Source organism: Desulfovibrio diazotrophicus (assembly GCF_902498985.2).
Lineage (GTDB): Bacteria > Desulfobacterota > Desulfovibrionia > Desulfovibrionales > Desulfovibrionaceae > Desulfovibrio > Desulfovibrio legallii.
Genome location: NZ_OX346397.1, coordinates 482,342 through 496,527, shown reverse-complemented (window position 1 = coordinate 496,527; position 14,186 = coordinate 482,342). Strand labels below are relative to the sequence as shown.

The following is a 14,186-nucleotide window of genomic DNA, read 5'->3' as shown; positions in this document are numbered from 1 at the left end:
AGGCAGTGTCTGTCACATACAGGCCGCCGACTGCGGGGAAAAGGCTGGGACTTCCAGCACGGACGCCGCGCGGCAAAAGACCCGGGCCGCACGGCGGCGCGGCGCAGACCGGGGAACAAGGAGCCTCTGTGAAAACAAAACAGCTTATATCTCTGATTGCAGCTGTAGCGGCCATGTTGTGGATAGCCTTTCTGTCTCCGGAAATGGAAGGCCTGAGTCCCAAAGGCAAGGCTGCTCTCGGCGTGGGCGTTTTTGCTATCATCGTCTGGGTGACCCAGGCGCTGGACGATGCGCAGAGCGGCTTCTGCATTGTGGCCTTTCTCGTCCTGCTGGGGGCCGCCAAGATAGGTCAGGCGCTGTCCGGCTACGCCAGCACGGGCGTCTGGATCGTGGCCTTGGGGCTGGTCATGGCGGCGGGCATGGAGGTGAGCGGCCTTTCACGGCGCATGGCCCTCAACATGGTGAGCTTGGCCGGGGCTTCTCCCGTCAAAATGTACTGGGCAGTGGCCTTGATAACCCTGGTCATGACGTTTTTCATCCCCTCATTGGGGGCCAAAACGCTTCTGCTCATGCCCATCATCGCGCAGATGGGCCGCGCCTTCGGCGCAGAACAGGGCAAAAGCAATATGGTCAAAGGGCTTATCTTTGTGGTGACCATTACCGGCACCATGTACTGCATTGGCATCATGACCTCGCACGCGGCCAACCCCATTACTGCCAGCCTGCTGGAGAAAGCCACGGGGCAGGCCGTCACCTGGGGGCAGTGGTTTAAAATCGGCGCGCCGCCGGCCTTTGTCTGTGGCCTGCTGGCCGTGCCCATTCTGCTCTGGATGTGGCCGCCGGAGATCAAGGACATCAGCGCCGGCCAGGCCTTTGTGCGCAAGGAGCTGGAATCCCTTGGCCCCATGTCCTTTATTGAAAAGTACACCATGACGGTTTTTCTTCTGACGCTGGCCCTGTGGGCCACAGACACCTTCCACCACATCAACCCCACCCTGGTGGCCATGCTTTCGGTGCTGGCCATGATAGCCCCCGGCCGCCAGCAGATCATGACCTGGAAACAGGCGGAAAAAAAGGTCCCCTGGAACATCTTTATCGTTTACGGCGCCGGCCTTTCCATGGGCGCGGTGCTGGTCTCCTCCGGGGCGGCGGCCTGGATGGCCAATACGTTTTTTAGCCCCCTGGCCGGATTTGAAATCAAGACGCAGGTGGTCATCCTGATCTGGATCATGCTGGTCCTGCAGTGTCTTTTCACGGGCGCGGGCCCCAAGACCACGGCCCTCACGCCGGTGGTCATCGCCTATGCCTCCACCCAAGGCATCGATCCCACGCCCTTTGTGTTGCTGGTGGGCATGAATATGCTGCACCAGTACCTGCTGCCCGTGTCCAACCTGCCCAATATCATCGGCCTGGCCACGGAAGAAATAACCCCGCGCGAACTCATCAAGACAGGCGCAGTCATGAGCCTGTTCGGCGCCATCTTCATGAGCCTTATGGTCTATACGTACTGGACCTGGATCGGCATGTTCAAATAACGCTCTCGTCGTGGGCGGCCCCTGCCGCCCGCGACGGGACGGAACTGACGCCCTCTCCGGCAGTTTTTGGGGCGTTACGCTCTGTACCCTTCCGCCAGCGCGACAAGGCACAGCCCGACGCACAACGTTTTGTGACACAAGCCAAAGGAGAACTTCCGTGAGTAACAACAGCCCCTGGTATTCTTTCATGGAAAAACGCCACCTTTATGCCCTCATAGGTGGGCTCGGCGCCTGGACGATGGACGCCATGGACATGCTTTTATATGTCATGTCGCTGACGACAATTATGAAAGAATTTCAAATCAGCATGGCCATAGCCGGCATGCTAGCTTCTGTAACGTTGCTCTCCTCTGCCTTTGGCGGCGTTCTCTTTGGCATTGTAGCCGACAAAATCGGGCGAAAAAAATCGCTGTTAATCGCCATTGCCATTTATACCACCTGTACCGGTTTGAGCGCCCTGGCCCGCTCCGTGCCGGAGCTGGTTCTCTACCGCACCATCCTGGGCCTGGGCATGGGCGGCGCCTGGGCTGCGGGCGCGCTGCTGGTCAACGAAACATGGCCCTCGGAACACCGGGGCAAGGCTTCGGGTTTCATGCAGGCAGGCTGGGCCCTTGGGTACATGCTGGCGGCGGTGCTTTCCGGCATAATCCTGTCCGATCACGGCTGGCGCATGTTATTCCTTGTAGGCATCATCCCTTCTTCCATCATTCTTATTTTCATCTTTTTTGCCTGTGAAGAGCCTCAGGTCTGGCTGAACTATCGGGAGAAGCAGCGCCTTACGCCGGTCGCCAAGACTGAAAAAGCCAACTTTTTTAACATATTCAAGGGTCCCCTGCGCCGCCTGACGCTCATCGGTGTGCTGTTTACCTCCTTCCTGCAACTGGCCTACTGGGGTCTGTTCACCTGGCTGCCGGGCTTTTTGTCCACGCCTGTGGCCAACGGCGGCGCGGGCATGGACATTGTGAAGACCTCCGGCTGGATCTTTGCCATGCAGCTGGGCGCGCTTGCAGGATATTCCGCCTTTGGCTTTCTTGCGGACAAATGGGGCCGCAGAACGGCCTTCATCTTTTTTCTGGCCATTGCCGCCGTGTTGGTGCCCATTTACGGCAGCCTGCGCAACCCTGCATGGCTTTTTATCCTTGGCCCCTGCATCGGCTTTTTCGGCTCAGGCTATTTCAGCGGCTTTGGCGTGCTGCTGTCGGAGCTTTTTCCCACTCGCCTGCGCGGCGCTGGGCTGGGCTTTGTCTATAACACCGGACGCGGCGTCAGCGCCCTCGCCCCCATCATTATCGGCAGTCTGGCCACGCACTTCGGCATTGGCACGTCCCTCTTCATCACGTCATTGTTCTACCTTTGCGGCATAGGCATCATCTTTTTACTGCCGGAAACCAAGGGACAGGAGCTGCAAGAATGACGGACGCCACACTGCTGCACGGCGCATGCGACCTGCACATCCATTTTGGGCCCGACACCACGCCGCGCAAGATGAATGCTCTTGAAACCGCCCAGGCGGCGGCCGCCGCCGATATGCGGGCCATCCTGCTCAAATGCCACCAGAGCCCCACCTACGGGGTGGCCGCCTGTGCGGACAACGCCGTAAACGGCGTGAAGGTGTTTGGTGGGCTGGTCCTCAATGCTGCCGTGGGCGGCGTCAACCCCACGGCAGTGACGGCGGCCTGCGCCATGGGCGCAAAACAGATCTGGATGCCCACCATCTCCGCAGTCCAGCACCTGCGCCATTTTGAGGGCGCGCTGGACCGTGCCGTGCCTATTTTTAACGGCGGAAAGCCTGTGCCGCATCTTGAGGAAGTGTTGGAACTTATTGCCCAGGCAGATATTATCCTTGGCACCGGCCATCTGAGCCCGGCCGAAATCGTGCGGCTTGTGGGTATAGCCCAGGCCTGCGGCGTAAAAAAGATTCTGGTGACCCATCCGGAATTTGAATGCGTGGACATGCCCACGGACATGCAAAAAAAGCTGGCCGCCAAGGGGGTCTTTTTTGAACGCTGCTTCTATGCCAGCAATTCCCGCCAGCATCTGCCCGTAGAAGCCGTTGCCGCGCAGATTCTGGCTGTCGGCCATGAAAGCACCGTGATTTCGTCGGACATGGGGCAACCGGAAAATCCCGCGCCCGCAGTGGCTCTGGCGAACTTTCTGCATCGGCTGGCCGGCTGCGGTCTGTCCCATGACCAGCTGCGGCACATGGTCTGCGACGCCCCGGCCGCACTGCTAGGCCTGCAGCCGTGTCCCTCCGGCACTGAGGAGGCCCGGCCATGAGCGTGCATGTGCTGTATGAAGGGCTGCCCGCCAAATTTGAGCACGACTATCTTTCATGGCCAAGCTGTGCCTGCGTGCGCAGCGGCGGCATCAACATTCTTTTTGACACGGGTTTTGCCACGCAACGGCAGCGGCTGCCGCAAAGGCTGCGCGAGACGGTCGGCCTTGCGCCCCAAGACATCCACCTGGTGGTGCTGAGTCACCTGCACTACGACCACGCCTACAATTTTGATCTGTTCCCCCATGCGCGCATTGTGGCGCACAACCGGGAGATTGACCACGCCCTGCACGGCGCTTCGGACGAATTCGCTTATCAGGACTTTCTGACGCGGGCCATTGCGGACAGCGGCCGCCTGGAAGGGGTGGAAGAAGGCTACAGCCCGGCACCTGGCGTCAGCGTCCTGTTTGTGCCGGGGCATACGCCGGGCTGCCTCGCCCTGCTTCTGGAAGAAGCCGACGCGCCGCCCACAGTGCTGGCCGGCGATGCGGTAAAAAATCTGGCGGAACTGGCCACCGGGCGCATGCCCATGGTCACGCTGCCGGAAGCGGCCGCCGCTTCCATACGCAAAATCCGCCGACAGGCGGCCGTGGTCGTGCCCGGTCACGACCGCATTCTGCACGTCTTTCCCGACAGGATTGAGGCTGCCGAGGGCTCTCCGCTGAACCTTGTCTACGCTGCCGGCTGCGTGCCGCCGGGGAGTTCCGATCGTGTGGCCCTGAACCTGCCCGCAAGCGCGCTGCCAATTGTTCCGTAAGCCATACAGCTGAAAAATGTTTATATTTTCGCAACATACTGGAGGACATCATGTCAGAGGAATATAAAACCTCCCTCACGGACGAGCACAAAAATTTTCTGCAAGGTTTGTTCAAGGATGGCGCGTCTTTTGATCCGGAGGTACTGCGCGTCTACGCATCTGACGCCAGCCTGCGCGTGGGCACGGTGCTGGCCATGGTGCGGCCGGAAAATGCGGACCAACTTTGCGCCTTCATGCGCTGGGCCGATGCGGAGCGTGTGGCCGTCCACCCGCGCGGGCGCGGCACCAGTCTTTCCGGGGGCTGCGTGCCCACGGTGCCCGGCATTGTGGTTTCCATGCTGGGCATGGACCGCATTCTGGAGATCTCCAAAGAAGACTTTGTGGCTGTAGTGGAGCCCGGCGTCAACACCGCTCTGCTCCAAGCAGAGTGCGAGAAGCTGGGCATGTTTTATCCGCCGGACCCCGCCAGCGGCAAGGCCACCAGCGTGGGCGGCAACGTGATTACCTGCGCGGGCGGCCTGCGCGCCGTCAAGTACGGTGTTACCCGCGACTACGTGCTAGGGCTGGAGGCCGTGCTGCCCGGCGGCAAGCTGGTCAGGTTCGGCGGCCGCTCACACAAGGACGTCATTGGCCTGGACCTGGGACGCCTGTTTGTGGGCAGCGAAGGCAGCCTGGGCATTGTGACCAAGCTCACCCTCAAGCTCATCCCCAAACCCGAAGCCTCGGCCTCCGTGCTGGTGGGCTATCCCTCGCTGGACGCGGCGCTGGCCTCCATGGGCAAGGTCTTTGCGGCGGGCATTCTGCCCTGCGCCGTGGAATTTATGAACGAAACCGTGCTGGAAATCCTGACCAAAACGGGTGAAGTGCCCTGGCCGGACACGGTCAAATCCCTGCTGCTTTTTCAGGTGGACGGCAGCCGCGACACCGTGCCCCTGGAAAACGCCCGGCTTTCCAAACAGCTGGACGACGCCCTCTGGCGCATGGAAGGCGTGGGCAAAGAAGAGGAGGACAGACTCTGGGCCTACCGCCGCAGGGTTTCGGCAGCCTCCTATGTGCTGGGGCCGGACCGCATCGGCGGCGACATGGCCGTACCGCGCGGCTCCATCCTCAAGGCCGTACGCCGCTTTGAGGAAATAGCCGCCGCCAACGGCAAACGCCTTATCGGCTTCGGCCACGCGGGCGACGGCAACATCCACGCGAATCTGCACTACGACGCCTCAGACCCGGACGACGCCCGCCGCACCCAGAAAACCCACCACGAGCTCGACGACGCCGCTCTGGAATTTGGCGGCAGCCTTTCCGGCGAACACGGCGGCGGCTGCCTCAAGGATGTGGGCAAACAGCTGGGTCAGGAGGAACACGCCCTGATGCGCGCCGTGCGACGGGTCTTTGATCCTCACGGCATCCTCAATCCCGGCAAGGGGTATTAAGATGAAACGCGGTTGCACACAGTGCGGTGAATGCCTCAACGTCTGTCCGGTCTATGCCCTGTTCAAGCGCGAAGAATACGCCCCCAAGGGCAAACGTCTGCTTATGGAACCCCTGGACGCCGAATACGGCGACGCCGCCACGGCCCAGCTCTCCTGGGAGCGCGTCCGCCAGCTGGCCCGGCTCTGCGCCGGTTGCGGACGCTGTCAGCGCGTCTGCGCGCGCAAGCTCTCCACCAGTGAGCTGCTGGCCGACGCGCGGGCCAGAAATCCCCATTGGACGCAGAACCTCTGGGAGATATGGATCCGCCGGGCCGGGCCCCTCTGGCCCCTGGCCGGAAAAATCGCCATGCTCGCGCCCGACGCGGCCGTGCCTGAAGGGCTGCGTTCCTCTCTGGCCACAGCCCGTGCCTTGGTGGATCTGCCCGCCATTAAGCCCTGGCTCATCCTGACGCCGACACAAAAAAAACCGGGCACGCCCGTGGTCTTGTTCAGCGGCTGTACCGCCGTCAACGCCCGTCCGCGCTGGATCGCCAAGGCGCGGGAGCTGCTCGCCACCTGGGGCTACCAGGTGCTGGACAGCTCCGGCTTTACCTGTTGCGGCGGCACCCTGCACCACGCGGGACGCTACAAGGCCCAGGACGAGGTGCGCCAAAAAAATATCCAGGTCTGGCGCGACCTCGGCCGCCCCCTGGTGGCGAGCTTCTGCGCCTCGTGCAAACACAGTCTGGACGAATACGCCGCGGTGCTGCCCGAAGACGAAGCCGCCCAATGGAAGGAAAAATGCCGGGGTCTGTCGGCCCTGCTAGAGCAGCCCCGCCTGCACGCCACAGCGGATGCGCCAACCGCGGTGGCCTACCACCAGCCCTGCCACTGGGGCACAGCCGACCCGGACCTGCCCTTGCTCCAACAGGGCCTGCCGGAGCTGAAAAAAGGCGCGGGCCTGTGCTGCGGCATGGGCGGCATTCTGAAAATGAGCAATCCGGATCTTTCCATGGACATGGCCCGCAAATGCCTGGAGGGCTTTGCTCCTGAGGCCCGTCACGTCATCACCGGCTGCAGCGGCTGCGTCATGCAGCTTTCTTCCGTGGCCACCGCAAAAAATAAGGAGGTACGCCACTGGCTGGATATCGTTGCCGTGGAAGCCGGAGCCTGACCGAGCCCGCGACAATGAAAAAAAATACACGCTAACCCCGCCTTCTGGGCGGATGAGGGGGCGCCTTAATGGCAAATAAATTTGAAGAATACGGTAAAAAATACGGCACTGTGGTCGCCGTGCTGGTGGCGCTGCTGGTGTGGTGTCTGCCCACACCGGAAGGCATGAACCTGACCCAGCACAAGCTGCTGAGCATCTTTTCCGGCGCGGTCATCCTCTGGGTAACACTGAGCGTATCCGTGGCCACCAGCAGCTTCATCATCGTTTCCCTGCTCTACTTCTGGGTGGGCAACGCCGAGGGCGCTCTCAAGGGCGGTTCGCTGGTCCACAATGCGGGCTTCGCCCTTTCCGGCTTCGCCTCCCCGGCCCTGTGGATGCTTATCACCGGCTTCATCATTTCCATTGCCATGACGGAAACGGGCATGGCACGCCGGGTGGCCCTGCACCTTATGCGCATGTTCGGCAAAACGCCGGGCGGGGCCATTCTCGCGCCCATGATCGCCAACCTGCTGGTGGCGCCCCTGACCCCCTCCAACACCGCCCGCACCGCCGCCATGCTGCCCATTGTTGAGGGCGTGGCCCAGGCCTACCGCGTGGAGCCCGGCAAAAGCAATTTCGGCAAAGCCCTGTTCCTCGCCAATACCTTTGCCTCCAACATTACGGCGGGCGGCTTTCTCACGGCCACCATCCCCAACCCCATTGCCATCGGCATGATTGTGGCCGCCCTGGGCACGGCCGCGTCCGTGACCTCCTGGGGCTTCTGGGCGCTGGCCGCCCTACCCACCACGCTCATCGTGCTCATCGGCAGCCAGTACGTGGTGCGCTGGCTCTTCCCGCCCGAAATGAAAACCATCCCCGGCGGGCTGGAATATGTGGAAACCGAACTGCGCGCCATGGGGCCCACCAGCCCGCGCGAAAAAAAGGCCCTGCTCTTCTTCAGCCTGGCGCTCATCCTCTGGGCCTCGGATATGTGGCACCACTTCAATTCCACCATGGTGGCCTTTGTGGTCAGCACGCTCATCCTGCTGCCCAAGGTGGGCGTGCTTTCCTGGAAGGAAGCGCAAAAATCCATCCCGTGGGAGCTGTTCGTCTACTTCGGCGGCGTCATTACCCTGAGCAACGTACTGACCAAGACCAAAGCCTTTGAGTGGGTCATCAAGTCCGGCATCACGGGCCTGGGCCTGACCCATGTGGACATGATGCCTCTGATGATCGGCCTTATGGGTTTTACCATCTTCAGCCACATCATCTGGTCCACCACCACGGCCATGGCCGGCGTCATGATCCCCATTTACATCGGTCTGGCGCAGAGCTTCGGCTTTCCCGTGGCCGGCTTTGTGCTGCCCCAGGCCATCCTCATGGGCTACGCCCTGTTCCTGCCCTTCAACACTATGGGCAACATCATCATGTTCGGCGCAGGCTATTACACGGTAAGCGACCAGCTCAAGGCCGCCTTTGCCGTGGGCCTATTTGCCTGGGCGGCCTGGGCGCTCACCGCTGTGGCCTGGTTTCCCATTATCGGCCTGTACTGACAAGGAGACAAAGCAAAAATGAGTACAACGCGCAAACCCTTACCGCCCATGGCCCGCGTGCGCCAGAGCTTCACGCGCCCCAGGGTGGACGACCCCGTTGCCGCAATGACTGCCCAGATGCGTCGCCTTGCGCCGCGCATCCAGGCCGGCGCTACAGTGGGCATTACCGCCGGCAGCCGCGGCATCCAGAACATCTGCCCCATGCTGGCAGCCGCCATCGCCGTGGTGCGCGAGTGCGGCGCAACCCCCGTGCTGCTGGCCGCCATGGGCAGCCACGGCGGCGGCACGGCCCAGGGGCAGAAAGAGGTTCTCGACAGTCTGGGAATTACCGAACAAAACATGGGCGTCAAGGTTATTACCTGCGACACCTGCCGCAGCATCGGCCAGACTCCGGACGGGCTCGTGGCCTATATGCTGGATTCGGCCTTTTCCGTGGACGCCATCATCCCTATAAACCGCGTCAAGACCCACACCTCCTTCAAGGGCTGTGTGGAAAGCGGCATGTGCAAAAAACTGGTGGTGGGTCTGGGCGGCCCTGGCGGGGCCGGGCAGTTTCACAGCCTGGGGCAATCCCAGTTGCCGCGCCTGCTGGTAGATGTGGCCAAGATCATTCTGAAAAAGATGCCCGTCATCGGCGGCGTGGCCATTGTGGAAAATGCCTATGAAGAAACAGCGCTTATTGAAGCCCTGCCCGCTGAGGCCATGATTGAGCGGGAAGTGGAGCTGCTTGCCTGGTCCAAGACCCTCATGCCCGCCCTGCCCGTGGACAGCCTGCACGGCCTGGTGGTGGAAGAAATGGGCAAAAACTTCAGCGGCACGGGGGTAGACACCAACATTATCGGCCGCCTGCGCATTACCGGCGAAGCCGAACCGGCAAGCCCGAAGATCCGTTACGTTTCCGTGCTGGACCTCACGGAGGAATCCCACGGCAACGCCACGGGCATAGGCTTGGTGGATTTCACTACCCAGAAGCTGGTGGACAAGGTGGACCGTAAGGCCACCTACCTCAACAACCTCACCACCACCTTTGTGACCCGGGCCTTTCTGCCCACGTGGTATGACACGGAGCAGGAAGCCCTGGAAACCATGATGTTCTGCCTGCGGAGCATTCCAGAGAATCAGTTGCGTCTGGTGCGGGTGCCCAACACCCTCTACCTCACAGAATTCTTTGCCACCGAGGCCGTACTGCGCGAACTTACGGATACAGAACGTTTTAGCCTGGTGCACGAGCCGCGCCCGGTACGCTTTGACGCCCAGGGAGAATTGCTGGACCGCATCGGCAGACCCCACCAGGATTGATGCCCATCCATTGACATATGCAATATAAATCGGCGTCACGTCGCACGAAGGAATGCCCGTGCGGCGTGACGCCGGTTGTGCTTTGCAAAAGCCTTGTGGGCTTAGCCCCGTTTCATATCAGCGACAAGATCGCTCAGACGGCGGGCCTGGGCCGCCAGTTCGGCCACAGCCTTGGCCGCTTCGTCCATGGCGGTGGCAGTTTGCCCGGACATGTCGTTGACCTGGACTATGGACTGGTTAATCTCCTCGCTGGCGGCGGATTGCTGCTCGCTGGCCGTGGCAATGGCGCTGACCTGGTCCGCCGCGCCGCCTACGCTCTCCACAATCTGGTGCAGGGCCGCGCCGGAATCCTGCGCATATCTGGTGGCTTTTTCCACCGCGCCCAGAGCTGAATCCATGGCCTCCACGCTCTGGGCCGTGCTTTCCTGAATGGCCTTGATGGCGTTGCCCACATCATTGGTGGAGGCCATGGTCTTTTCGGCCAATTTGCGCACTTCGTCGGCCACCACGGCAAAGCCGCGCCCCGCCTCACCGGCGCGGGCCGCCTCAATGGCCGCATTGAGGGCCAGCAGATTGGTCTGGTCCGCTATATCCGAAATGACGCCCATAATCTTGCTGATGGACAGGGCGTGCTCGTTAAGTTTGCCCATGTCGTCCTTAAGGGCCAGAGAAACGGAATGTACTTCGCCAATGCTCTCCAGAGCGCCGCGCACGATTTCGGCTCCATTGGTGGCGCTGACACGGGTGTTTTCCGCAGCGCCGGAGGCATCAGCGGCATTTTTGGCCACTTCCTGCACGGTAGCGTTCATTTCGTTCATGGCTGTAGCGGCTTCGCCCAGGCGTTGCGCCGAGGCGGAGGCCCCCCGGTTGACCTGCTCCACCTGGGCCGCCAGCTGACTGGATGCACTGGAAATAACGCTGACCACCTCTTCCAGTTGGCCGGCGGCGGCAAGCATGCCTTCCTGCTTGGCGCTTTCGGCCTGTCGGGCCGCTTCTTCGGCCCTGGCCGTGGCCTGTCTGGCTTCTTCCCCGGCCTGCTCCGCCGCCTGGGTCTTGGCTGCGCTTTCGTCCAGCAATTGTTTGATGTTGCCCACCATGTGGCCCATGGCCTGCCCCAGCACGCTGAATTCGTCCCCGCGACGCCGGGCCGTATCCAGCAGGGCATTTTCCTTGGCGTCCAACTCCAGACGGCCCCCGGCCACGGCTTCGGCCAAGGAGGAAATGCCGCCCAAAAGCCGCACGATGCCCCGCACGACCCAAAAAATAATAAAGCCCACCAGCAACGCGCAGCCCAGAGTCAGCAATGCGCTGTTGCCCAGCATATCGCGCACGGGGCTGAAAATTTCTTCCCGGTCAAACTCCACGCACAAAACCCAGCCTTCCACGGGCATGGTTTTGTAATAAAGGCCCTTTTCCTCCCCTTGCGCGTTGACAAAACGGGTACGGCCCTGCCCCTGCCGCAACAGTTCCTGCACATGGGGGCTGGCGCTTTCGTCCTTGCCCATGCGCTTGATGTCGGAGTGCAGCACCATATGGCCTTTGAGATCATAGGCATAGACCTGCCCTTTGCTGCCCACCTTGATCAAATTGGTGGTGCCGGCAGCCAAGTCGGCGTTGGCAATGCCCGCCATCACAATGGCCGCCACCCTGCCGTCGCGCTTGATGGGAAAAGCCACTACCGTGGCCGTCTTGCCCGTAGCAGCGCTGATGATGCCTTCAACACAGGACTCACCCTGCCGTGCCTTGGCATAGTAGCTCCGGTCGGCAAAGCTGGTGCCGACAAATTTTTTGCTGGCCTGGGTCGCGCCTTTGAGATGGTGCCCCAGCACTGTGCCATCCGGAGCCAGCAACCCGGCAAAATAAACGCTGCGGTTGTTGTCCGTAAAGGAGCGCAGGGCCTGATCCGTGCGCTGGGCCAGCCTGCCCTGCAAAAGATCCGGATCGTCGCCGCGCTCATAGGCGTCGATGTAATCGCTGATACGCTGATTTTCTGAAAGCGTCTTCAGCGATTCCGTAAGCCCCAGGAAGACGCCGTTCAGACCAATGCTCTGACTTTCCAGCAGGGCGGTCATATCCGTACGGATCTGCCCGCGCAGGGCTTGCTCCGCCATTTTGTAGCTTACCCCCGCCACCAGAAGCAGCCCGGCAATGGCCGGCAGCAGTATTCCCAACAATATTTTTTTCAACAAACCGATTTTCACGCCCTTCTCTCCCCTTAAAATATACACGATTTCCGGTCGGCAGACGTACTCCCGCGAATCCTTTTTGACAAGGGACACCCCCCTCTCAACATGCCGCAGATGCTGGCAATCAGGCTACACCACTCGCCCCCTCGTACCTTTTCGTAATATCGTAAAATTTCTTTAGTACCATACACATCACGAAATTCGACAGTACAAAATAGTTTTGCGTAAAATGTCTGAGACTGAACTCAAAATTTTTACTGTGTTTTTACAGAATGTTATATGAAACAGCTTTTTTCAACATTAAAGTTATTTTTTACAAAATTGTTTTAATTGCGCGCACAAATAATAAAAATATTGTTATATTTAGGCAAGTTATAATTACGGCACACTTTCTGCACAAAGCGTGAACAGCGCACAGGCGCGCAACGTTAAACCACGAGGAACCAACATGCGACAGGTAGCTATTTACGGCAAGGGCGGCATCGGCAAGTCCACCACCACACAAAACCTTAACGCCGGCTTGGCCGAGATGGGCAAGAACATCATGATCGTGGGCTGCGACCCCAAGGCCGACTCCACCCGTCTTATCCTGGGCGGCCTGGCCCAGCAGAGCGTGCTGGACACCCTGCGTGAGGAAGGCGAGGACATCGACCTTGATCTGGTTCTGAAGGAAGGCTTCAAGGGCATCCGCTGTGTGGAATCAGGCGGGCCCGAACCCGGCGTGGGCTGCGCCGGGCGCGGCATCATTACCTCCATCGGCCTGCTGGAGCGCCTGGGCGCGTACACCGACGATCTGGACTACGTTTTCTACGACGTCCTCGGCGACGTGGTCTGCGGTGGTTTTGCCATGCCCATCCGCGAAGGCAAAGCCCAGGAAATCTACATCGTGGCCTCAGGCGAGATGATGGCCCTCTACGCGGCCAACAACATCTGCAAGGGCATCAAAAAGTACGCCAACACCGGCGGCGTGCGCCTGGGCGGCATCATCTGCAACAGCCGCAACGTGGACGGCGAGGCCGACCTTGTCTCCGCCGTGGCCAAGGAGATCGGCACGCAGATGATCCACTTTGTCCCGCGCGACAACATGGTCCAGCGCGCGGAAATCAACAAGCAGACCGTCATCCAGTTCGACCCCTCCTGCACGCAGGCCGGTCAGTACCGCACCCTGGCCCAGAAGATAGACGGCAACGATATGTTTGTGGTGCCCAAGCCCCTCTCCCAGGAACGCCTGGAAGAGCTGCTTATGGAACACGGTCTGCTGGAAGCCTAACACCCCCAAGCCATTACGGAGAACCCCCATGCAAATGATCCGCACCATCATCCGCCCCGAAAAAACCACAGAAGTGCTTTCCGAGCTGCTGGCCGCGGGCTTCCCCGCCGTGACCAAGCTCGATGTGGTGGGCCGGGGCAAACAAAAGGGCATCATGGTCGGCGACATTCAGTATGACGAAATCCCCAAGCAGATGCTCATGCTGGTGGTCAGCGACGAGGATAAGGACGACGCCGTCCGCGTGATTCTGCGCACTGCCAAAACCGGCGACGGGCACTACGGCGACGGCCGCATCTTTGTGGCCCCCGTAAACGAATCCTGGACCATCAGCAGCGGCAAGTCCGGGCTTTAGGAGGCCGTCATGCAGGAAATAGTAGCAATGGTCCGCGCCAATATGGTGGCCCCCACCAAGGAGGCCCTGGCCAAGGCGGGCTGCCCCTCCTTCACGTGCATGAAGTGCCTGGGCCGGGGCAAAAAGGGCATGGACCCCGCGACCCTGCGCATGGTCATGGAAAGCGGCGAACTGCCCCGAACCCCCGACGGCGAAGCCCTTACAGAAGTGGGCCGCCTTATCCCCAAGCGCCTGTTCAACATCTGCGTGCCCGACGACAAAGCGGCAGCCGTGGTGCAGGCCATCATCGCCGCCAACAGCACGGGCCATCCCGGCGACGGAAAGATCTTCGTCATGCCGGTGGGGGAATCCTATGTGGTCCGCACCGGTGAGCGCACCGACGCATAAGGAAGGTAAC

General features: G+C 60.8%; 12 protein-coding genes. 11 read left to right on the top strand and 1 reads right to left on the bottom strand.

Going from position 1 to position 14,186, the window contains the following annotated elements:
• Positions 1-128: 128 nt before the first annotated feature.
• The 8 genes from J7I12_RS02115 (at position 129) to J7I12_RS02080 (ending at position 9,981) form a co-directional block, all read left to right on the top strand.
• Positions 129-1,535, top strand: a complete 1,407-nt coding sequence (locus tag J7I12_RS02115; RefSeq protein WP_118228775.1) for an SLC13 family permease — start codon at positions 129-131, stop codon at positions 1,533-1,535.
• Between the two features lie 157 nt (positions 1,536-1,692).
• Positions 1,693-2,949, top strand: a complete 1,257-nt coding sequence (locus J7I12_RS02110; RefSeq protein ID WP_270229187.1) for an MFS transporter — start codon at positions 1,693-1,695, stop codon at positions 2,947-2,949.
• The gene (locus tag J7I12_RS02105; RefSeq protein WP_302549088.1) at positions 2,946-3,812 is read left to right on the top strand and encodes a DUF6282 family protein; all 867 of its coding nucleotides are present in this window, start codon (positions 2,946-2,948) and stop codon (positions 3,810-3,812) included. The genes J7I12_RS02110 and J7I12_RS02105 overlap by 4 nt, the downstream gene beginning before the upstream one ends.
• On the top strand, positions 3,809-4,567 hold the full coding sequence (locus tag J7I12_RS02100) for an MBL fold metallo-hydrolase (RefSeq protein WP_118228773.1): 759 nt from the start codon (positions 3,809-3,811) through the stop codon (positions 4,565-4,567). The genes J7I12_RS02105 and J7I12_RS02100 overlap by 4 nt, the downstream gene beginning before the upstream one ends.
• A 50-nt stretch (positions 4,568-4,617) precedes the next feature.
• A complete protein-coding gene (locus J7I12_RS02095; RefSeq protein ID WP_118228772.1) occupies positions 4,618-5,997 on the top strand; it encodes an FAD-binding oxidoreductase in 1,380 nt (459 codons plus the stop codon).
• 1 nt (position 5,998) lies between these two features.
• A complete protein-coding gene (locus J7I12_RS02090) occupies positions 5,999-7,150 on the top strand; it encodes a (Fe-S)-binding protein (protein ID WP_118228771.1) in 1,152 nt (383 codons plus the stop codon).
• Between the two features lie 68 nt (positions 7,151-7,218).
• Positions 7,219-8,682, top strand: coding sequence for an SLC13 family permease (locus J7I12_RS02085; RefSeq protein ID WP_118228770.1), 1,464 nt, complete (start codon positions 7,219-7,221; stop codon positions 8,680-8,682).
• An 18-nt stretch (positions 8,683-8,700) separates the two neighbouring features.
• Entirely contained in the window at positions 8,701-9,981 is a 1,281-nt protein-coding gene (locus J7I12_RS02080) for a nickel pincer cofactor-dependent isomerase, group 22 (protein ID WP_303192969.1), read from the top strand.
• Positions 9,982-10,082: 101 nt separating this feature from the next.
• Here J7I12_RS02080 and J7I12_RS02075 read toward each other — a convergent pair whose 3' ends face one another.
• Positions 10,083-12,182 (bottom strand): methyl-accepting chemotaxis protein, encoded by a 2,100-nt coding sequence (locus J7I12_RS02075; protein ID WP_303192968.1) that lies wholly within the window; start codon positions 12,180-12,182, stop codon positions 10,083-10,085.
• Between the two features lie 433 nt (positions 12,183-12,615).
• Between J7I12_RS02075 and nifH the strand changes: the two genes are divergently transcribed.
• From nifH to J7I12_RS02060, 3 genes are read left to right on the top strand one after another with little or no spacing between them, the layout of a single operon-like run.
• Positions 12,616-13,437 carry a nitrogenase iron protein gene (gene nifH / locus J7I12_RS02070; protein WP_118228767.1) on the top strand — a complete coding sequence of 274 codons (822 nt, stop codon included), beginning with the start codon at positions 12,616-12,618 and terminating at the stop codon, positions 13,435-13,437.
• 28 nt (positions 13,438-13,465) lie between these two features.
• Positions 13,466-13,789: a P-II family nitrogen regulator gene (locus J7I12_RS02065; RefSeq protein WP_118228766.1), complete on the top strand. Its 324-nt coding sequence runs from the start codon at positions 13,466-13,468 to the stop codon at positions 13,787-13,789.
• Between the two features lie 9 nt (positions 13,790-13,798).
• Positions 13,799-14,176: a P-II family nitrogen regulator gene (locus J7I12_RS02060; protein ID WP_130957981.1), complete on the top strand. Its 378-nt coding sequence runs from the start codon at positions 13,799-13,801 to the stop codon at positions 14,174-14,176.
• Positions 14,177-14,186 lie beyond the last annotated feature (10 nt).